At 61.9% G+C, this 20,914-nt stretch carries 21 protein-coding genes; 14 read left to right on the forward strand and 7 right to left on the reverse strand.

The features are described from left to right. Positions 1–3: 3 nt before the first annotated feature. Entirely contained in the window at positions 4–798 is a 795-nt protein-coding gene (locus tag MESCI2_RS0112530; RefSeq protein ID WP_245270312.1) for a HisA/HisF-related TIM barrel protein, read from the reverse strand. On the opposite strand from MESCI2_RS0112530, the gene MESCI2_RS0112535 reads away from it, so the two are divergent. Next, positions 748–1,785, forward strand: coding sequence for a hydantoinase/oxoprolinase family protein (locus MESCI2_RS0112535; RefSeq protein WP_027036906.1), 1,038 nt, complete (start codon positions 748–750; stop codon positions 1,783–1,785). The two genes, MESCI2_RS0112530 and MESCI2_RS0112535, sit on opposite strands and share 51 nt — an antisense overlap. Positions 1,786–1,805: 20 nt before the next feature. On the opposite strand, the gene MESCI2_RS0112540 is transcribed toward MESCI2_RS0112535, so the two are convergent. The 4 genes from MESCI2_RS0112540 to MESCI2_RS1000000138820 are packed head-to-tail and all read right to left on the reverse strand — an operon-like array spanning position 1,806 to position 6,172. Next, positions 1,806–2,396, reverse strand: a complete 591-nt coding sequence (locus tag MESCI2_RS0112540; protein ID WP_027036907.1) for a DUF447 domain-containing protein — start codon at positions 2,394–2,396, stop codon at positions 1,806–1,808. 4 nt (positions 2,397–2,400) lie between these two features. Then, entirely contained in the window at positions 2,401–3,795 is a 1,395-nt protein-coding gene (locus MESCI2_RS0112545) for a DUF6513 domain-containing protein (RefSeq protein WP_027036908.1), read from the reverse strand. Next, entirely contained in the window at positions 3,788–4,339 is a 552-nt protein-coding gene (locus MESCI2_RS0112550; RefSeq protein ID WP_013532041.1) for a flavoprotein, read from the reverse strand. Before MESCI2_RS0112550 ends, MESCI2_RS0112545 begins: the two co-directional genes overlap by 8 nt. A gap of 3 nt (positions 4,340–4,342) precedes the next feature. Beyond that, on the reverse strand, positions 4,343–6,172 hold the full coding sequence (locus tag MESCI2_RS1000000138820; RefSeq protein WP_081738706.1) for a (5-formylfuran-3-yl)methyl phosphate synthase: 1,830 nt from the start codon (positions 6,170–6,172) through the stop codon (positions 4,343–4,345). 250 nt (positions 6,173–6,422) lie between these two features. Between MESCI2_RS1000000138820 and MESCI2_RS0112565 the strand changes: the two genes are divergently transcribed. Genes MESCI2_RS0112565 through MESCI2_RS0112590 form a run of 6 tightly spaced genes read left to right on the forward strand, consistent with a single transcriptional unit; the run spans position 6,423 to position 11,463 of the window. Further along, entirely contained in the window at positions 6,423–7,652 is a 1,230-nt protein-coding gene (locus MESCI2_RS0112565; RefSeq protein WP_027036910.1) for an ABC transporter substrate-binding protein, read from the forward strand. A 21-nt stretch (positions 7,653–7,673) separates the two neighbouring features. Further along, positions 7,674–8,645, forward strand: a complete 972-nt coding sequence (locus MESCI2_RS0112570) for a YVTN family beta-propeller repeat protein (protein WP_027036911.1) — start codon at positions 7,674–7,676, stop codon at positions 8,643–8,645. Between the two features lie 29 nt (positions 8,646–8,674). Beyond that, positions 8,675–9,118 carry a hypothetical protein gene (locus MESCI2_RS0112575; protein ID WP_023810411.1) on the forward strand — a complete coding sequence of 148 codons (444 nt, stop codon included), beginning with the start codon at positions 8,675–8,677 and terminating at the stop codon, positions 9,116–9,118. A gap of 55 nt (positions 9,119–9,173) precedes the next feature. Beyond that, on the forward strand, positions 9,174–9,962 hold the full coding sequence (locus MESCI2_RS0112580) for an ATP-binding cassette domain-containing protein (protein WP_027036912.1): 789 nt from the start codon (positions 9,174–9,176) through the stop codon (positions 9,960–9,962). 35 nt (positions 9,963–9,997) lie between these two features. Then, positions 9,998–10,834, forward strand: coding sequence for an ABC transporter permease (locus MESCI2_RS0112585; protein WP_050580490.1), 837 nt, complete (start codon positions 9,998–10,000; stop codon positions 10,832–10,834). 53 nt (positions 10,835–10,887) lie between these two features. Beyond that, entirely contained in the window at positions 10,888–11,463 is a 576-nt protein-coding gene (locus MESCI2_RS0112590; protein ID WP_245270314.1) for a hypothetical protein, read from the forward strand. A gap of 16 nt (positions 11,464–11,479) precedes the next feature. Here the strand turns inward: MESCI2_RS0112590 and MESCI2_RS01000000134635 are convergent, their stop codons facing one another. Together MESCI2_RS01000000134635 and MESCI2_RS0112600 are read right to left on the reverse strand one after the other, a co-directional pair. Then, positions 11,480–11,680: a hypothetical protein gene (locus MESCI2_RS01000000134635; protein ID WP_032900686.1), complete on the reverse strand. Its 201-nt coding sequence runs from the start codon at positions 11,678–11,680 to the stop codon at positions 11,480–11,482. 202 nt (positions 11,681–11,882) lie between these two features. Further along, positions 11,883–12,821 carry a LysR family transcriptional regulator gene (locus MESCI2_RS0112600; RefSeq protein ID WP_027036915.1) on the reverse strand — a complete coding sequence of 313 codons (939 nt, stop codon included), beginning with the start codon at positions 12,819–12,821 and terminating at the stop codon, positions 11,883–11,885. A 124-nt stretch (positions 12,822–12,945) separates the two neighbouring features. Between MESCI2_RS0112600 and MESCI2_RS0112605 the strand changes: the two genes are divergently transcribed. From MESCI2_RS0112605 to cbbX, 7 genes are read left to right on the forward strand one after another with little or no spacing between them, the layout of a single operon-like run. Then, positions 12,946–13,992, forward strand: a complete 1,047-nt coding sequence (locus MESCI2_RS0112605) for a class 1 fructose-bisphosphatase (RefSeq protein WP_027036916.1) — start codon at positions 12,946–12,948, stop codon at positions 13,990–13,992. Between the two features lie 8 nt (positions 13,993–14,000). Next, on the forward strand, positions 14,001–14,873 hold the full coding sequence (locus MESCI2_RS0112610) for a phosphoribulokinase (protein ID WP_027036917.1): 873 nt from the start codon (positions 14,001–14,003) through the stop codon (positions 14,871–14,873). Between the two features lie 10 nt (positions 14,874–14,883). After that, positions 14,884–16,896, forward strand: coding sequence for a transketolase (gene tkt, locus MESCI2_RS0112615; RefSeq protein WP_032900688.1), 2,013 nt, complete (start codon positions 14,884–14,886; stop codon positions 16,894–16,896). Positions 16,897–16,907: 11 nt separating this feature from the next. Next, positions 16,908–17,987, forward strand: coding sequence for a class II fructose-bisphosphate aldolase (fba, locus tag MESCI2_RS0112620; RefSeq protein ID WP_027036919.1), 1,080 nt, complete (start codon positions 16,908–16,910; stop codon positions 17,985–17,987). Between the two features lie 21 nt (positions 17,988–18,008). Continuing rightward, positions 18,009–19,502 carry a ribulose-bisphosphate carboxylase large subunit gene (locus MESCI2_RS0112625; protein ID WP_013532056.1) on the forward strand — a complete coding sequence of 498 codons (1,494 nt, stop codon included), beginning with the start codon at positions 18,009–18,011 and terminating at the stop codon, positions 19,500–19,502. An 18-nt stretch (positions 19,503–19,520) separates the two neighbouring features. Beyond that, on the forward strand, positions 19,521–19,955 hold the full coding sequence (locus MESCI2_RS0112630) for a ribulose bisphosphate carboxylase small subunit (protein ID WP_013532057.1): 435 nt from the start codon (positions 19,521–19,523) through the stop codon (positions 19,953–19,955). Between the two features lie 7 nt (positions 19,956–19,962). Beyond that, the gene (gene cbbX / locus MESCI2_RS0112635; protein WP_027036920.1) at positions 19,963–20,901 is read left to right on the forward strand and encodes a CbbX protein; all 939 of its coding nucleotides are present in this window, start codon (positions 19,963–19,965) and stop codon (positions 20,899–20,901) included. Positions 20,902–20,914 lie beyond the last annotated feature (13 nt).

Genomic DNA, 20,914 nt, shown 5'->3' on the forward strand with positions numbered 1-20,914 from the left:
TGATCAGGCGCCGAGTGATGCGAGGCGGCCGGGTGTAAGCGTAGCGTTGTGCAATGAGGTTGCGACCAGCGCCGCGGCGACGTCCATGGCGGACAAGGCCCTGATGTCGTTCTCATCTCGGACGCCGCCGGCCGCGATGACGGCGCGATTTCCGGCCTTGGCCTTGACCTCCTGCAACCGCCCGAAGTCGGGACCGGCGGCCGCCCCGACCTTGGCCAGCGTCATGACAATAACCTTTTGCGGCCAAAGCTCGGGCTCATCGAGAAGAGAACGCGGTCCGCAAAAACTATCGCCGACGAAATCAAGGGACAGGATGAGATCGGGATGATCGCGAAAACGCCGCAGCAACATGTCGTCCCGCTGCGATTCGGTACCCAGAACAGGAGACAGCGAGCGTTCGGCAAGCGCCGCCAAAAGTGTCTTCTCGTCGGCCACGCCGGCATCGACCCAAAGTTCCGGCGGCTCCGCCATCGTCCTCAGCCGGGCGAGTGCGTCGCTGTTTGGCGCTCCGCCTTCGATAGCGTCCAGATCTGCGACGTAGAAGGTCGAAAAAGGATAAAGCCCACGCAGTCCTTCAGCGACCGCGACGACATCAGGGCTTCGGCTGAGAGGCGTAACGATCGGCCTGTAGCGATCGCGTTTTCCCTGCTGGGCGCGAACCACCACGCCGTCTTTCAGGTCGAGAACCGGAATGATACGCAACGCTTTTTTCACCGACCAATTGCTCCCGTCATGAAAGCTTGAAGCGTGGAAAAAAGAAAGGGCATCATTGCCGGTTTCGACATTGGCGGCGCGCATCTGAAGGTGACCCGCGCACAAGACGGTCGCATCGTCGAGGCGGTGACGATCGCAACGCCGCTCTGGCAAGGGCTGCACAAACTGGCTTCAGCCCTCGACGAAACGGCTCCGATCTACGCGGGTGCGGATCTCAACGCATTCACCATGACAGGCGAATTGTCGGACATCTTTCCGTCCCGCGATGCCGGCGTAACGGCTCTTCTGGGTCAGATTTCCAACCATTTCCCCACAGACAAAAAGCTGGTCTATGCCGGACCATCCGGTTTCGTCGGAGTCGAGCGGGCAGCGCAGCTGGCCGCCGATGTGGCTTCCGCCAATTGGCACGCGACAGCCTTGTTGGTGGCAAAACTCGCCGGCGATGCCTTGTTCGTCGACATGGGCTCCACCACCACCGATATTATCGCCATCAAGAACGGCGCCGTGGCCAATGACGGCTACACCGATGCCGGACGGCTTCTAACCGGCGAATTGGTCTATACCGGCTTTACCAGGACATTCCTGTTCGGCGTAGCCTCGTCGGCTCCCGTCCATGGCAGGCTAACGCCGCTGATGAACGAGTATTTCGCCTCGATCGCCGACGCTCACCGCATCCTGGGCGTGCTCGACGAGGACGACGACAGGCACCCTCCCGCCGACGGCAAGGAAAAGACCGTGGACGGCTCGATCGCGCGGCTGGCGCGCATGGTCGGGCGCGACGCCACCGACCTGACGCCGCCGGAATGGGGTGAAGTCGCGCGCTGGTTCAGCGAGCAGCAACTGCGCAAAGTGCACGATGCAGCGTCGCTGGTTGCCGGAACCCTGCCTCGGCATGTCCCGATCGTCGGCGCCGGAAGCGGTCGCTGGCAGATCAGGCGACTGGCCGAACGCATGGAACGCAGTTACGTCGATTTCGCCGACATCATCCCCGCCGATGACACCGTTCGCGGGCAAGCGAGCAGCGCGGCACCCGCGTCCGCGGTCGCGCTTTTGGCGGGATATCCTTCCTAAGCATGTTGCGGCGCTCGCGCCTATGCCCGCGCGTCCTCGCTCCGGGAATCTTTGGCGGTCAAGTGATCGCTGACACGCTGCATCAGCCAGCCCCAGGCTTCCTTTTCGCCCTCGCCTGCGGTCTTTTCGATGGCAATCGAAAGGTAGGCGACTTCCGCCTCGATCTTGTCGCGCGGCAGCATGCCGAGCCGGCTGACCAGGATGGCCAGCTCAAGCACCGCCGCCTTGGCTCGATTGAGGCCGGTGAAAGGCGCGAGCGTTTCCTCCCGCACCACGCGGCAGAAATGGCGGGGGCGCACGCCATTGTCATCGACCGCCTGGACTTCGAAGCCCGAATACGCCAGTGCCGCCTCGAGCCTCGGCACCGGAAACCCTTCAACCGGAACGGTTGACCAATGCTTGCGGCCTGTCAGGCAGCCGGCAAAGACACGCACGTCGTCGGTATAATTGGCGATGGCGAACGGCACTTCGGCGAGATTGTCGAGCGTGACCGACGGCCGGAAGGGCGCAATCACCCAGCCGTCATTCTCGGCGATAATGCCGATCGGCGCGATGTGGACGTTGCCTGCCTTGTTGACAGTCGTGATGATCGATTCGCGAATGTAGGGCATGGTCCTAGCGCTCTTTCCTTGCGCGGAGCGTCTTGCCCGGCTCGGCAAGACGGGTACGGTCGGTTTCGGGAGCCGGCGCGGCAACGCCCCATGCGAGCGGCTCGTCCTGCACATAACGCTTGCCGAGGCGCCACGCGATCTCCGCCTTCATCAGTTCCGCGCCGAGGTAAAAAGCGTGTGCGCCATCGGCGTCGACGTCCAGCCCGGCAAAAAGTTCGAACGCATCCGTGGCAACCGCATGCCCTTTGCTATTGAAAACATGGATGCCGTCCTCCGCTACCGCGATCCGGAAGTTGGCGTCGCGCACATGGGCCGCCAATGCCTCGATATCGTCGGTTGAGGCTGTGAAAGGCTTGCGATCATGGACCTGCAGCAGGCCTGGGTGATAGCCGCGCGGCAACGCGCCGTCCGTGCAAGCAGCCAACATGACGCGGCGGGCGATATCGTGCTCCTCGATCGTCCGCACCGTGTGTGGGCTGACATGCACCGCCAGCACGTTTCGGATCCGGAGTTCCGAGCAGAGTCCCGCTAGAACGGCCGTAACGCCGGAACTGTCCGCGTCGGTCAATTCGGTGAGATTGCCGGTGCCCATCAGCAATTCGACGTCCGGCCAGCGGCGCCGCGCCTCGATGAAGCGCCCGAGTGAAACGGCGAAGCCGAAATGGATCGGGTCGAGCACGGGATCGGCGATGAAGGCGACGCCGGCCTTTTGCGCGGCTTTGATGGCCCGGCCGAGCGAATCCAGATCGCCGGGGATGGACGGTATCAACACCGCCGTAGCCCTATGATCCAAGATCAACGGCAGCGTGTTCTCATCGAGGCTGAGAAGATAGTCCGCGCCGGCGCGTGCCCCGATCGTCAGTTCGTCCACGCTGGCCGAATCGACGCTGACCATGAATCCCCGTGCCTTGAGCGCTCGCACAGCCTCCGCCAGCAACGGAAACGGCGTCTCCGGCAGGCAGCCCAGATCGATGACATCGGCGCCGGCCGCAGCCAGCATCGAAGCCCTCGCCATCAGTGCCTCGACCGACAGCATCGGCGCATCGACGATCTCGGCGAAGATGCGCATATCGTGACGCGTGAGATCCGGCGGTTTGCCAGCCCGGCCAAGGAAGGGTGGAAGGTCAGCGATCTCGTCGGGGCCGCGCACAAAGGGCACGCCGAAATGCTCCGACAGGTGCTCGATGTTTCCCCGATAGCGTCCGGGCAGGATGACGCGGCCGACGTCTCCTGTCAGAGTGAGCCGACGCTTCACAATGTCCTCGCTCATCAACGCGGCGACCTTGACGCCGACGTCGACGATTTCCCACGCGAATTCGGTTCTGCCCAGCCCGGCCAGCAGCCGTTCCAGCCGCGCCTTGGCCAGATGGCCGGTAAGAAAAACCAGCCGCTCAGCCATCGCTTGCGAGTTCGGCCTGGCGCCGTGTGAGCGAGGCTTCGAGATCAGCGAGCGACTCGACCACCAGGGTCCGCTCGAAACTCTTCAACTGTTTGGTATTTTCCAGGTCGATCCTGCGCGGATAGACCTTGACCAGCCCGTGCGGTGCCTGAGTTTCGAGTTCCGGCGCGGTGTCGCAAGCAAAGACGATGGCTGGCACACGGCACTTTCCCGCTTGGGCAAAGACATTGGTGGCGAGCGTGTCGGAAATGCCATGCACGCATTTGGCGACCGTGTTGGACGTGGCCGGCGCCACCACGACGGTGTGATAGACACCGTGGTAGAATTCGCCGACCGGGATCGCGCTCGCGGTCTTGTCGTGCAGCACGCGCGTGGTCTCCGGGAAATCAAGTTTAAGCTTGTACATGCGCAGCACTTCGTTGGCGGCCTTCGACACGAAGACATCGCAATGTTCGAGTTGGCGAACAAGTGCGAAGCTCTCCGTAAAAAAATGCCCGGAACCCGTCAAAACCCACGCCCAGCGCGGCACATGCAGCTTCACCATCGGCTAGCCCGCCTTCTTTGCCGATGACCCTGTTGAAGCCACGATCCTGATGCCGGGCAGCTTGCCCAACGCGAGCATTGCGCCGGCCTCGGCGGCATCCTTCGGACCGGCGAGATGGAAATCGACGCCGTCGGGCAGCATGGCGGCAAAGCCTGGGTCGACAATGCCTCGGGCCCTCAGGCTGTCAGCGGTATCGCTGTCGAAGAACGCACCGGTCTGCTTGATAAGCAACAGCGCGTTTGCGCCAAGCTTGCCGGCAAGCCAGGCGGCCAGAGAATCGGAGGTAATGTCCCAGGAGGCCGGAACATCCAGCGCCGGCAGTGCCAGTGACGACGGCAGCCACACCGGAACCTTCCCCGCCTCCAACGCTCGCCCGATCTCGTCCAGCGACCGTGCCGGCGTCAGCCTTTCGTCCCGGTCGAGGATGACATGGCCGAACTGCTCCATGGCCAGCATCGCCATGGCATGAGCGGCGGTGTCGGAAAAATCCATGCGGGTCTGCGTCTCGCGCACATGATCGGCAAAGAGGCCGCCGCCGGGCACGATGACGATCGGCAGCCTGGAACCCGCCAGCGCTGCGATCCAACTCTTCATCTCCGCCGCATGGGCCGTGCTGCCGCCAAGCTTGACGATGGCCCGTCGAAGCATTTCGGGGCGTTCCTGGCGCGGCCGGAAAACAACGCTTCGGTCTTTTCGGCCAGCAGTGCCGGAGGCAGCACCGCGTCCCGCCGATTGGCGCTTGCGTTCGATCTCGACGCCGACGCCGCCAGGGCCGAGCTCGAGCTTTTCCACCCTTACCGTGACGCGCACGACACGCTGGTTCTCCAGGACGTGCGCTGCCACCTGCTCGGCCAAAGCCTCGCTGAGCTGGATATGGCCCCGTGCGACGATGGTGCGAATGCCGTCCATGATGATGTCATAGGAGAACACATGGCGCATGTCCTCGGGATGCTCGGTGATTTGCAGCACGTCGGCGGCCACATCAAAGCGCACTTTTTGAGTATGGCCATGCTCGAAGCTGTAGGCACCGATCTGGACCGGCAGAACAAAATCCCGCACAAAAATCCTGTCCGTGCCCAGTGCCGGATCGGTGTCGGGCGAATAGCCTCTCGCCGCCAACAGGCGATAGTCGATACTCGATTGACCGCCGGTCCCGGATTGCGCCGGGATCAACTCGCGAATCTGCGAGACCGCCTCGGCGCTGATCGAACTCGTGCGACCGGAATGGCCACACAGCGCCCCCCGAAAGCCGAGAAAATCGGGAGCGAAAGGCAAGAGGCGCGGAATATCCGGAGCTTCCAGCGATCCACTCAGGCCGACCATCAGACCGAGCGATTTCGCTCGATCGACGAATCCCGGAATACGCTCCGGCGGCAGATGATCGAGCAGCCGGCCCTTCCCCTTTTGCGCGGTATCGACCATCACGCCATGGAAGCGATGCCTGGCGAACATCGGCAGAAGCTCGAAGTCCGGCGCCAGATCGGCAAACAGCACGGCAATCAGCTTCGTTCGTGCGGCGAGCGGTTCGAGCGCCTGTGCGCAGGCAGAGATATTTGCCGAAGGAAAAAATCCGATCTTTACATAGTCGACGCCGGTCGCCGCGATCTCGTCGGCCTTGACGCGGATCGTTTCGGGTTCCATCGGCAGGTCGCCGCAGACCGCGCTGACCGGAGCCCGACCAGCGATGAACGAAATCGTTCGGCGCATGGTTTCCGTGGAAACCGCGCCCAGGGCTCCCGCCTTCGGATCCTTCAGGTCGACGATGTCGACACCTCCAGAAAGAGCGATCTCCGCCTCTTCGATACCGGTGACGCTGGCCAGCATTCTGGTCATCTGAACAGTTTCTCCAGTTTGGAGGACAAGACGTTTTTATAGAGGCAGTCGATCCCCCTGCGCCACGTCTCGCCGGTGTTGCCATGCAAATCGACGCTGGCGACCTTCCGCACCGTTCTGGCAGTCGCGAAAAGTCCCCCGATAGGGTTTGATAAATTTTGCGGGTCGGCTAAGCTGATCATGGGCACCTTGACTTGGCGCGGGTCCGGCAACCGTCGAACCTTTGCGCAAGAATGGGTAATTACTATCGATGACGAGCGCGGTGCCAGGCACTCTCGCTGCCTTTTTGTGCTTTTTTTCCCTGACCGTCAACGTTTCCGACGCGACAGGCCAGGAAACGGCGGCGAAGCCGGAAAAAAAGACAACTGAAATCAAGATAGGCTATTTGCGGGCCTACGCACCGCAATTGACGCTTTCCATGCTCGACCTGCCGCCACGTGACGAAGGTGTCGCCGGCGCCGAGGTGGCGATCGGCGACAACAATACGACCGGAAAGTTCACCAACCAGAAATTCACCCTCGACGTGACCGAGATCAAACCCGACGGCGACGCGGTTCAGGCATTCGAAGGCATGATCGCCAAGGGCGACCGCTATGTGGTCGCCGATCTTTCAGCCAAACAATTGCTGTCGATCGCCGACATCGCCCGCGACAAAGGCGTGCTGATCTTCAATGTCGGCGCCACCGATGACAGCCTTCGCGAGGAGGACTGCCGCGTCAACGTTTTCCATATCGCGCCGACCCGCAGCATGCTGGCCGATGCGCTGGCGCAGTATCTCATGGTGAAGAAGTGGCCGAATTGGGTGCTGCTCTATGGATCGCATGAGCAGGATCATCTCTACGCCGATGCGTTGCGCCGCGCGGCAACCCGCTTCGGCGGCCAGATCGTCGCCGAGAAGGAATTCAAGGATACCGGCACAGCCAGGCGCACCGACACCGGCGCCACGCAGATACAGCAGCAGATTTCCGTGTTCACGCAAGACTTGCCGGAGCATGACGTGGTGCTTGTCGCCGACGAAAGCGAGGTTTTCGGCACCTACGTGCCCTACCGCACCTGGACGCCGCGGCTGGTCGCCGGCACGGCCGGTCTGGTTGCATCGTCGTGGCATCCCGCCAGCGAACAATGGGGCGGCATCCAGATGCAGAGCCGCTTCCTGAAGACGACGAGCCGGCGGATGCTCTCCAAGGACATGTCGGCCTGGACGGCGGTGCGTGCCGTCGGCGAGGCCACCACGCGCACCAAGGGCGACGATGCGAAGAAGATCAGCGACTACATGCGTTCCGACGATTTTTCGGTTGCTGCTTTCAAGGGGCAGAAGCTGACCTTCCGCAAATGGAACCTCCAGCTTCGCCAGCCGATCTTGCTTGGCGACACCAAGTCGGTCGTCTCGACATCGCCGCAAGAGGGCTATCTTCACCAGGTCTCCGAACTCGACACGCTCGGTGTCGATCAGCCGGAAACGAAATGCGCTCTCAAGTAGAGTCAATCGGGAGGAATTTGCGTGCAGAAAAGAGCTTGCGCATTCGCCATTCTTGCGGCCGCCCTGACAGCCGGTCCGGCATCGGCTTATACGGCCTACGTTTCCAACGAGAAGGACAACACGATGACCGTCGTCGACACGGCGACGATGCAGGTGGTGAAGACCGTCGAAGTCGGCCAGAGGCCACGCGGCATCACCATCTCGCATGACGGCAAATTCGTCTATCTATGCGCCAGCGATGACGATACGGTCCAGATCATCGATACCGCGACGCTTGAAATCGTCGGTACGCTGCCATCCGGCCCCGATCCCGAATTGTTCGTGCTCTCGCCGGACGGCAAGACGCTTTATGTCGCCAATGAGGACGATAATCTCGTCACCGCCATCGACGTCGAAAGCAAGCAGGTCCTGGCCGAGATTCCGGTCGGCGTGGAACCGGAAGGCATGGGTGTCAGCCCCGATGGCAAGACCATGGTCAATACCTCGGAAACCACCAGCATGGCGCATTTCATCGACACCGGCACGCATGAGGTGACCGACAATGTGCTGGTCGACACGCGCCCGCGCTTCGCCGACTTCAAGCCCGACGGCTCGCAGGTCTGGGTCAGCGCCGAGGTCGGCGGCACCGTCAGCGTCATCGACAACGCCAAACGCGAAGTGGTGAAGAAGATCCAGTTCGCGATTCAGGGACTGCGGGCCGAAACCATCCAGCCGGTAGGCATCGCCATCAGCGCCGATGGCAAGAAAGCCTATGTCGCGCTCGGCCCGGCGAACCATGTCGCGGTGATCAATACCGACACCTACGAGGTGGAGAAATACATCCTCGTCGGCCAGCGCGTCTGGCATCTGGCCTTCACGCCCGACCAGAAAACGCTGATCACCACGAATGGCAATTCCAACGATATCACCTTCATCGACACGGCCACCGACGAGCCGGTCCAATCGCTCACCGTGGGCCAGCAGCCCTGGGGTGTGGTCATTTCGCCCAAATAGCAGACATTGATCATCGGGAGGCTCGAGACATGAAACTTTGCCGCAGGTTTTTCTTCGCCGCACTCGCCGGATTTGTCCTTGCTCCGATCGGAGCAAGCGCCGACGATGCAACGCCAAAACCGTCGCGTGCCAGCAAGAACCTGCCGGAATTGATTATCGGTTCGGCCGATTCCACCTATGCCGTCAATCAGAAGGACTTCGAGCTGATCGCCGGCCAGGGCTATCGCTGGAAGATCACCTCCAAAGGCGGTTTCGAATACAAGTTCGTGACCGACCTCTTCCGCAATGTCTGGATGGACCAGATCGTCATCAACGATTTGGAAGTGCATATGGACGGCGGACCGGCCTGGCTGGAATTCGACGATGCGGGAACGATCCAGGTGCAGTTCCATACCGTTCGCCCGGGCGAATACACCTGGTCGGTTCCCGACCTCGCCGACAAGGGACTGAAGGGCAAGATTACGATCAAGTGAACCAAAGGCGATCAGGGCGCCAGATAGCCAACACGTCCTGAAGGAGCGACCCGGCATGCAGCATATGAGGACAAGCGGACCGGGAGACGGGGTGGCGGCGCTCGATGTCGGTGCCGTCAGCCATTCCTATGGCCAGAAGCGGGCGCTCAACGACGTCTCCTTCTCGATCGCGCCGGCGACTTTCACCGTTCTGCTCGGCCTCAACGGGGCCGGCAAGACAACGCTGTTCTCACTGATAAGCCACCTCTACGACACGCGTCACGGATCGATCCGCATCTTCGGCCATGACATTCGCCGCGCGTCCGGCGAAGCACTCAGACGGGTCGGCATCGTGTTCCAGGCACGCACGCTCGACCTCGACCTTAGCGTCTACCAGAATCTCTCCTACCACGCCTCACTGCATGGCATTGGCGGACACGAAGCTCGCCAGCGCATTGCCGCGCTGCTTGAAACGGTCGACATGCAGGGCCGCCAGCATGACAAGGCACGCAGCCTCTCCGGCGGTCAGATGCGGCGCATTGAAATCGCCAGGGCGCTGCTTCACCGGCCTTCCCTGCTCCTGCTTGACGAGGCGACCGTCGGCCTCGACATCGAGTCTCGCGCGGGCATCCTCGCCACCATCCGCAAGCTCGTCCAGGCAGAGGGCATCGGCGTGCTCTGGGCCACGCATCTGATCGATGAAGTCGAAGACGCCGACCATGTCGTCATACTGCGGCGGGGTGACCTGGTCGCGAGCGGCAAGGTGTCGGATGTGATCCGTGCGAACGGCGGAAATTCGATTCGCGAAACCTTTTCGAAGCTCAGCCGCGTCGATACGGCGGGCATGGCGGAGACGTCGCCATGAGCGCTCCTGCGGTGCCCGGAAAGGTCGCCGGCATCATGCCGGTGCGGTCTGAGCCATTCGGCCTGCGCCACTATCTCATTTGCCTGAAAGGCGTCGTCCTGCGCGAGTGCCTGCGCTTCCTGCATCAGCGCGAACGCTTCATTTCCTCGCTGGTCCGGCCGCTCGTCTGGCTGTTCATCTTTGCCGCCGGCTTTCGCCAGGTGCTCGGCGTGTCGATCATCCCGCCCTACAAGACCTATGTGCTCTACGAGGTCTATATCACACCGGGCCTTTGCGGCATGATCCTGCTGTTTTCCGGCATGCAGTCTTCGCTGTCGATGGTCTACGACCGCGAGATGGGCAACATGCGCATCCTGCTGGTCAGCCCGTTTCCGCGCTGGTTCCTGCTGGTGTCGAAGATGCTGGCCGGTGTGGCCGTATCGATCGTGCAGGTCTACGCGTTCCTGATCGTTGCCTGGTTGTGGGGCGTCAAGGCGCCGCCGCTCGGCTATCTCTACGTGCTGCCGGCACTGTTCCTGTCGGGCATGATGCTTTGCGCGCTCGGCATGCTCTTGTCTTCGCTGATCAAGCAGCTCGAAAACTTCGCCGGCATCATGAACTTCGTCATCTTTCCCGGCTATTTCGCGTCTCCGGCGCTGTATCCCTTGTGGCGCATCCAGGAGGCGAGCCCCCTGCTCTACAAGATCTGCCTCTGCAACCCGTTCACCTATGCCGTCGAGCTGATCCGCTTTGCCTTCTACGGGCAGATCGAGTGGCTGTCGCTGGGCGTCGTGGCCGGCTGCACGCTACTGTTTCTGGGCGGCGCCATCATCGCATACGACCCTTCGCGCGGTTTGGTGATCCGCAAACAGGACATGGGAGGAAACGCCTGATGGCGAGAATGAGGCTTGCTCACACTCTGGTTCTGGTCGCCACACTTGCCTCGATGGGGGGCGCCGGCGCGGCAAACACCGATCCCGACTGGCCCTGCATACAGCGTAAGGTGCCACAACTCTCGCTTGGCCAGATCTGGAATGGGCCGGAGCTTCCTGCGACCGCAAAAGATTGGGCGAAGGATGCTGGCGTGTCGGCGCTTGTCGATGCGGTGGCGGCCCGGCGGATGCCGATTGCGCAAGCCCAGAAGGAGATCAAGGATTTCGCGACTTCCCTGCCGCGCGAGCAGGTCGCACCAAAAATGACGATGCTGGTGCAGGGAATGTTTGATCACATGGACACCGAGCGCTCGCACGTGATCTCCGGCATCTCGCGCTATGCCCACAAACAGCTGGAAATGGCGGCACAGTTGCGCAAGGAAGCATCCGAAGTCGACGCGCTGCGCGCCAAGGCCGATGCAGATCCGGACGATGTCGAACGGCGAACCGACCAGCTGAATTTCGCGACGCGAATTTTCCACGAACGCGTCCAGTCGCTGACTTATGTCTGCGATGTGCCAACGATAATCGAGCAGCGGCTTTACCAGTTGTCGAAGACTGTCTCGGAAACGCTCGTCGTGAAGAAATAGACCTTGGCCGCCTGTCTCATGACTCCCTGCCAGGCAGCACACGCCAGCGCTGCACGAAATAACCGGGATGCGTCTCGATCCACCTCGCCACCAGCGGCTGCGCCTGCATGAAGGCAGTCCCGGGATTCATCGCCAGACCGTCCACCATTTCTTCGCGTTGTTCGCAGGTCCGCGGTACATCCGTCAGGCAGACCATCATAACGAGTGTGTAAAGCATTACCCCTTTTTCCCCATCGAATTCCCGAACCCTACCCGGGAGGTTTCCGAACAATCCGCAGGGGTGCACATACAGATCGCCTACGGGTGTGAAAGGACGTGGTCCCCCGCTCTTTCGCACTGCAACATAACATATCGCTTATATAACACCAACGATCGCGGGCGTTCTCCACCGGACTTTCATCCGTTGCGTTCGTGCGATGTCATCCCGCCTTGTCTGGATACAGCTTTCCGAAAAGGGGCAGGTACATCGCGCCCTTGCGCATCAGGAAATCGTTGAACGTGGCCATCGCCGGCGAGATCGCGTGATCGGTTCGCATCACCGAGAACCATTGTCGGCGGATCGGCATTCCGACAACGTCGAGGATGACAAGCCGGCCTGCTTCGGTTTCCGCAGCGATGGTGTGGGCAGAGATGAAGGCGATGCCCAGACCAGCCATCACCGCCTGTTTGATCGTTTCGTTCGAGGCCATCTCGACACCGAGGTCGTCGATGCGCCCAGGCACGTCGCTCAGGAATATTTCCAACGAGATGCGGGTTCCGGAGCCGGGCTCGCGAATAAGGAAATGCTCCTCCGCGATCCGCTCCTTGGAGATATCGCGCGCCGCCACCAACGGATGGTCGGGCGGCGCGATGATGACCAGCGGGTGATCGCCGAAGACCGAAGCACGCACCGGAACCTCTTTCGCCGGACGCCCCATCAGCGCGATATCGATGTCGTGGTTCCTGAGGTTGTCGATCGTCTGGGCACGATTGCCGATGGCAAGCCGCATGTCGATGTCGGGATGGTCCTTCATGAACGCAGCCATCAGCCGCGGCGCGAAATATTTGGCGGTGGAAACGACACCGAGCCTCAAGCTGCCGGTGCGTACGCCCTTGATGGCATCCATCTTGTCTTCGAGCAAACCGAGATGCTCCTCGATAACCTGCGCTGTCTCGACGAAAGCCAGACCTGCGGCAGTGGGACGCATACCGTCCGATGTTCGGTCGAACAGAGCCAGCTGGAATTCTTCCTCCACTTGCCGCAGCTGGATTGTCAGAGCTGGAGGAGACAGACCTAACACCTTGGCCGCGCTGACAATTTTGCCGCACTTGATGATTGCTTGGACGGTCTTGAAATGCTTGAGCGTAAGGTTCCTCATGCGGCATACTAAATTATTTTTACTGGATAGGTAAAGTTATTGAATTTTACTTATCTCGCGACGTTTGTTTCCATTCCTCCAGTCCAGCCGCTCCGAGGAGATGCGGCCGGACCGGGAGGTTACGATGCCAGCGGCAACGCTCGACGCTTTTCTGAACTCCTATCTCGGCCAGCCTGACGAATTCCGCTCGGCAGTTGTGACGACCGTCCGTCAGTTGACACAGGCCGCCATCAAGGTCCGCAACACCATCAACCAAGGGGTGCTCGGCGCCGCCTTTGCCGAAACCCGTGGCGCCAATGCCGATGGCGACGTTCAGAAGGATCTCGACGTCTTCTCCGACGACATCTTCCTCGACGCCATGCGCCGTGCGCCGGTCGCGCTTTACGCCTCCGAGGAACTGGAGCAGCCAGTCTTGCTCGACAGGCAAGGGCCACTCGCCATCGCGATCGACCCGCTCGATGGCTCTTCCAACATCGACACCAACGTATCGATCGGAACGATCTTCTCGCTTCTGACCGCAACTGGCGCGCCGGACGCTGATCCGGCCGCCTCTTTCTTGCAGGCGGGCGTGAACCAGCTAGGCGCCGGTTTCTTCATATATGGGCCGCAGCTGGCACTTGTCCTGTCGCTCGGCAGCGGCACGCATGTCTTCGTCTTCTCGACAAGGCTCGGCACCTTCGTCCAGGCCTATGAAAGCCGGATCATTCCGCAACGCACTCAGGAGTTCGCCATCAACGCCGCCAACTACCGGCACTGGGACGAGGCTGTGCGGCTCTATGTCGACGACTGCCTGGAGGGAACCGAAGGACCGCGCGAGAAGGATTTCAACATGCGCTGGATCGCCTCTCTGGTCGCCGACTGTTACCGCATATTGATGCGCGGCGGCGTTTTTCTCTACCCCGGCGATCGACGCAAGGGCTATGGTCAGGGACGGCTGCGCCTCGTCTACGAGGCCAACCCGATCGCCTATCTCATAGAACAGGCTGGCGGTGCCGCCACCGATGCGATCAACCGCATCCTGGAAATCGAACCCGAGAGCCTGCATCAGCGCGTGCCGATGATCTTCGGGTCGGCGCGGGAAGTCGCGCGCATCACCCGCTACCACACAGAGCCGAGCAACATCGGTGAGCGTGCGCCGCTGTTCAGCCGCCGCGGCCTGTTCAGAGCCTGAGCAGCACCATGTCAGCCAAGCACCCCATCATCACCATCACCGGGTCGTCGGGCGCCGGCACGACCTCGGTCAAGCGCATCTTCGATCTGATTTTCCGGCGCGAGAACATCGAGGCCGCTTTCATCGAAGGCGACGCCTTCCACCGCTACGACCGCGCAGCGATGAAGGCAAAGGTGGCCGAGGAGGAAAAGGCCGGAAACCCGAACTTCACCCATTTCAATGCAGCGGCCAACGAACTCGGAATTCTCGAAGAGGTGTTCGCGGAATATGGCCGCCGCGGAACCGGCAAGACCCGCACCTACATTCATGATGAGGAAGAGGAAAAGCAGCACGGCACGCCACCGGGAACCTTTACCGAATGGCGCGAATTCGCTCCCAGCGACCTGCTCTTCTACGAGGGGCTGCACGGCTGTGTCGTCACCGACACGATCAATCTGGCCAAGCATGCGGATCTCAAGATCGGCGTCGTGCCGGTCATCAATCTCGAATGGATCCAGAAGATCCATCGCGACCGTTCGACCCGCGGCTATTCCACCGAGGCGGTGATGGACGTGATCCTGCGCCGGATGCCCGACTATGTCCGCTACATCGTCCCGCAATTCTCGCAGACCGCCATCAACTTCCAGCGCGTGCCGATCGTCGACACGTCCAACCCGTTCATCGCGCGCTGGATTCCGACGCCCGACGAATCGATGCTGGTTATCCGCTTCGCCAATCCGCGCGGCATCGATTTTCCGTATCTGCTGTCGATGATCCACGACTCGTTCATGTCGCGGCCAAATTCCATCGTGGTGCCAGGCAACAAGCTCGATCTTGCCATGCAGCTGATCCTGACGCCGCTCATCCTGCAATTGATTGAACGCAAGAGCCGTGTGTCGTGAGGAGGATGCAATGACCAGCCAAACAGCACTGAAGCCCGTCACCACAGCCGCTCCCGTCTCGGAGCGCGACATGGCGAACGCCATTCGAGCGCTGGCGATGGACAGCGTCCAGAAGGCGAATTCGGGTCACCCTGGCATGCCGATGGGCATGGCCGATGTCGCAACGGTGCTGTTCAACCGCTTCATCAATATCGATCCGTCGAGGCCGGACTGGCCCGACCGTGACCGTTTCGTGCTTTCGGCCGGCCACGGCTCGATGCTGCAATACGCGCTGCATCATCTGCTCGGCTATGAAGACATGCGGATCGAGGAATTGCAGCGATTTCGGCAGTTGGGCAGCCGCACCGCCGGACATCCGGAATACGGCCATGCGCTTGGCGTGGAGACCACCACCGGACCGCTCGGACAGGGCATTTCCACGGCGGTCGGCATGGCGCTGGCGGAACGCATGCTTGCCGCCCGCTACGGTGCCGATCTGGTCGATCATCATACCTATGTGATTGCGGGCGACGGCTGCCTTCAGGAGGGAATCAGTCACGAGGCGATAGACCTCGCTGGTCACCTGAAGCTTTCCCGCCTGATCGTCTTCTGGGACGACAATGCGATTTCCATTGACGGGCCGACCTCCCTCTCCACGTCGATGGACCAGCCGGCGCGCTTCAAGGCCGCCGGCTGGGATGTCCAAAGTGTCGCCGGGCACGACATGGAAGCAGTCTCCGCGGCAATCGAGGCGGCGCGGCGGTCGGATCGGCCATCGCTGATTGCCTGCCGCACAGTGATCGGCATGGGTGCCCCCAATCTCGGCGGTTCGGAGAAGACGCACGGCGCACCGCTGGGTGAAGCAGAGATCGCCGCGACACGCGAAAACATCGGCTGGGTCCACGCGCCGTTCGATGTGCCGGATGATATCCTTTTCGCTTGGCGCGAGATTGCGGGTCGCGGCGAAGCGATGCGGCGCGCCTGGGAGCAGCGGCTTGCCGCCTCGCCGCGGCGCGAGGCTTTTGAAAACGCCGTCGCCGCCGAACTGCCCGACACGGTCTTCGAAGCGCTCGAAGCCTTTCGTCGCGAACATGTCGAGAAGGCGACCAAGGCGGCGACGCGAAAAGCCTCCGAAATGGCGCTGGAGGCCATCAACGGCGCAACGGAGTTGACCGTCGGCGGCTCGGCCGATCTGACGCATTCGAATCTGACGATCACCAAGGGCATGAACCGCATTGCGCCGGGTGACTATGCCGGCCGCTACATTCACTACGGCATTCGCGAGCACGGCATGGCGGCCGCCATGAACGGTATCGCGCTGCATGGAGGGTTCGTGCCCTATGGCGGCACGTTCCTGTGCTTCGCCGATTATGCGCGCGGCGCGATGCGGCTCTCGGCGCTCATGGGCCAGCGCGTCATCTATGTGATGACACACGATTCCATCGGCCTCGGCGAGGACGGCCCGACGCACCAGCCGGTCGAGCACCTTGCGATGCTGCGTGCCACGCCTAATCTCAACGTCTTCCGCCCGGCGGATGTCATCGAAACGGCGGAGTGCTGGGAACTCGCGCTGAAGAGCAAGGATCGGCCGAGCGTCCTGGTGCTGTCGCGCCAGAACCTGCCGATGCTGCGTCGGTCGCACAGCGACGAGAACCGCTCCTGCCAGGGCGCTTACATCCTGCGCGAGCCAGCAAAGCACCGCGCCGTCACCCTGATCGCCACCGGCTCGGAGGTCGAGACCGCGGTTGCTGCCGCCGAAAGGCTGGAGACCGAGCATGGCGTCGCCGCCGCCGTCGTGTCGATGCCGTGCTGGGAGCTTTTCGAGGAGCAGGAAAGCGCCACCCGCAAGGCCGTCCTCGGCTCGGCGCCGCGCGTCGCGGTCGAAGCGGCGGCCCGGCTGGGCTGGGACCGCTGGATCGGCGAGACCGGCGCTTTCGTCGGCATGACCGGCTTCGGCGCCAGCGCCCCTGCCCCCGACCTCTACCGGCATTTCAACATAACGTCCGAAGCGGTTGCAGCAGCGGCGCTGAAGCTCATCATCTAGGAGGATTCACAATGGCTCGCATCACCCTTCGCCAGCTTCTCGACCATGCCGCCGAGCACGGCTACGGCGTACCGGCATTCAACATCAACAACATGGAACAGGGCCTCGCCATCATGGAAGCGGCCAAGGCCTGCGACGCGCCTGTCATCATCCAGGCTTCACGCGGCGCCCGATCCTATGCCAACGACATCATGCTGGCCAAGATGATGGAGGCGCTGACCGAAATCCACCCGGCCATCCCGCTATGCATCCATCAGGACCACGGCAACAGCGAGGCCACCTGCCTTTCCGCGATCCGCCACGGCTTCACCTCAGTGATGATGGACGGATCCTTGATGGCGGACGCCAAGACGCCGGCCAGCTACGACTACAACGTCGCCATAACCGAACGCGTCGCACGCATGGCGCATTGGGTCGGCGCTTCCGTCGAAGGCGAACTGGGTGTGCTCGGCTCGCTGGAAACCGGCCAAAGCGAGGCAGAGGATGGCCACGGCGCCGAGGGCGCGCTCTCCCACGACCAACTTTTGACCGATCCCGATCAGGCGGTCGACTTTGTGACCGCAACCCAGGTCGACGCGCTGGCGATCGCCTGCGGCACCTCGCACGGCGCCTACAAATTCACCCGCAAGCCGGACGGCGACATCCTGGCCATGCAGGTGATCGAGGCGATCCACGAGAAGCTACCCAACACGCATCTGGTCATGCACGGCTCGTCCTCGGTGCCGCAGGAGCTGCAGGATATCATCAACAGATACGGCGGCGAGATGCCCCAGACTTTTGGCGTTCCGGTCGAGGAGATCGAGCGGGGGATCCGCTACGGCGTGCGCAAGGTCAACATCGACACCGATTGCCGCATGGCCATGGCCGGGCAGTTTCGCCGCATCGCGACGGAAGACCCGCGCGAGTTCGATCCCCGCAAATTCCTGAAACCCGCCATGGATGCCTTGCGTGACCTTTGCCGGGACCGCTTCGAGCGTTTCGGGACGGCGTCCAACGCCTCGAAGATCAAGGTCATCGCCATGGACGAGATGGCGAAACGTTACGCCGCGGGAAAACTCGATCCCCATATCGCAACCGCGAAAGCCGCCTGAGCAACAAACAGGAGACCTGTCATGAACAAGATCGACATACTGCCAGCGGGGACGCTCAAAGAAGGCAAGGAACGCTACAAGTCAGGGGTCATCCCCTACAAGAAGATGGGCTACTGGGAACCTGACTACAGGCCCAAGGAAACCGATCTGATCGCCATGTTCCGGATCACGCCGCAACCCGGTGTCGACCACGAGGAGGCGGCGGCCGCCATCGCCGGCGAATCCTCCACCGCGACGTGGACCGTGGTGTGGACCGACCGGCTGACGGCTTGCGAGCTCTATCGCGCCAAGGCGTTCAGATCCGAGCCGGTGCCGAACACCGGTCCCGGAACCAAGACCGAGCAACAGTACTTCGCCTACATCGCCTACGACCTCGACCTGTTCGAGCCGGGCTCGATCGCCAATTTGACCGCATCGATCATCGGCAATGTGTTCGGCTTCAAGGCAGTCAAGGCGCTGCGGCTGGAAGACATGCGTATCCCGGTGGCGTACCTCAAAACCTTCCAGGGGCCGGCGACCGGTATCGTGGTGGAGCGTGAGCGGCTCGACAAGTTCGGCCGGCCGCTGCTCGGCGCGACGACGAAGCCGAAGCTCGGCCTATCGGGACGCAATTACGGCCGCGTCGTTTATGAAGCGCTGAAGGGCGGTCTCGACTTCGTCAAGGACGACGAGAATATCAACTCGCAGCCCTTCATGCATTGGCGCGACCGCTTCCTCTACTGCATGGAGGCCGTGAACAAGGCGTCGGCCGCCACCGGCGAGGTCAAGGGCCATTATCTCAACGTCACCGCCGGCACGATGGAGGAGATGTACGAGCGGGCCGAATTCGCCAAGCAGCTTGGTTCCTGCATCGTCATGATCGACCTCGTCATCGGCTACACGGCGATCCAGTCGATGGCCAAGTGGGCACGCCGCAACGACATGATCCTGCACCTGCACCGTGCCGGCAACTCGACCTATTCGCGCCAGAAGAACCACGGCATGAATTTCCGCGTCATCTGCAAATGGATGCGCATGGCCGGCGTCGACCACATCCATGCCGGCACGGTGGTCGGCAAGCTGGAAGGCGACCCGCTCATGATCAAGGGATTTTATGACACGCTGCGCGAGGAGCGCACGCCGCAGAACCTCGAAACCGGGCTGTTCTTCGATCAGGAATGGGCCTCGCTCAACAAGGTGATGCCCGTCGCCTCGGGCGGCATCCATGCTGGCCAGATGCACCAGTTGATCCACTATCTCGGCGAGGACGTCATCCTGCAGTTCGGCGGCGGCACAATCGGCCATCCGGACGGCATCCAGGCAGGCGCGACGGCCAATCGCGTCGCCTTGGAAGCGATGATCCTGGCCCGCAACGAGGGGCGCGACTATTTGCGCGAAGGGACCAAGATCCTCGAACAGGCGGCCAGATGGTGCACGCCGCTGAAGGCTGCCCTGGAGACCTGGAAGGACGTCACCTTCAACTACGAATCGACCGACACGGCCGACTTCGTGCCAACCGCAACGCCCAGCTTCTAGACGAAAGGAACCATCGTCATGATGACCAATCCGGGAAACAAGGTCACGCAGGGACAGTTCTCGTTCCTGCCCGACCTGACCGACGAACAGATTTCGGCGCAGATCAAATACGCGCTGAAGAACCATTGGGCGGTCAGCGTCGAGTACACGGACGATCCGCATCCGCGAAACACCTATTGGGAAATGTACGGCAACCCGATGTTCGACTTGAAAGATCCGGCGGGCATACTGCTCGAGGTCAACGCTTGCCGGAAAGCCTGTCCGAACATGTATGTGCGGGTAACCGCTTTCGATTCGACCAAGGGCTGGGAAGCGCCGCGCATGTCGTTCATTGTCAACCGGCCGCCCAGCGAACCCGGGTTCCGGCTGCTGCGCCAGGAGCGCGACGGCCGCAGCCAGGGTTATTCGATCGTGCCTTATGCGACCGACAGGCCCGAGGGCGAGCGGAGCTAGCTGAACCATGCTGAACGCGATGACCAGGGACGCTGCCGCACAGGACGCGACGGTTGATCTGCAGGCCGAGTTCGAGGCGTCCAACATCGATGAGGTGATGGACAAGCTCGACCGTGAGCTCGTCGGCCTGAAGCCGGTCAAGACCCGCATCCGCGAGATCGCCGCTCTCCTCCTGGTCGACCGGCTTCGCCGCAAGTTCGGACTGACCTCGGGCGCCCCGACGCTGCACATGAACTTTACGGGAAATCCCGGCACCGGAAAGACCACCGTGGCGCTGAGGATGGCCGAAATCCTGCATCGTCTCGGCTATGTCCGCGAAGGCCACATGGTCGCCGTGACGCGCGACGATCTCGTCGGCCAGTATGTGGGCCACACCGCGCCCAAGACCCGCGAGGTGATCAAGCGTGCCATGGGCGGCGTGCTTTTCATCGACGAGGCCTACTATCTCTACAAGCCCGAGAACGAACGCGACTACGGCCAGGAATCGATCGAAATCCTGCTGCAGTGCATGGAGAACAACCGTGACGATCTGGTTGTGATCCTTGCCGGCTACAAAAACAAGATGGACCGCTTCTTCGACAGCAATCCCGGCATGCGTTCGCGCATCGCCCACCACCTCGATTTTCCCGACTATGGCGTCAGCGAACTGAAATCGATCGCCGAGATCATGCTCGCGGAGCAGAATTATCGCCTCAGCGAGGCGGCATCCCAGGCGCTCGAAGAGTATCTTCCGATCCGCATGAGGCTGCCGCATTTCTCCAACGCGCGTTCGGTCCGCAATGGGCTCGACCGGGCGCGGCTGCGGCAGGCCAACCGGCTTTTCGCATCGCGCAGCCGGGTGTTGACCAAGGCCGATCTTATCACCATCGAGGAATCCGACATTCGCGGCAGCCGCGTGTTCGCCGAAGGGAAACTCGAAGGCGAACCGGAGACGAAGATGCGCTGACGGGATGAAACCG

The sequence above is a fragment of the Mesorhizobium ciceri WSM4083 genome, assembly GCF_000519305.1.
Lineage (GTDB): Bacteria > Pseudomonadota > Alphaproteobacteria > Rhizobiales > Rhizobiaceae > Mesorhizobium > Mesorhizobium ciceri_B.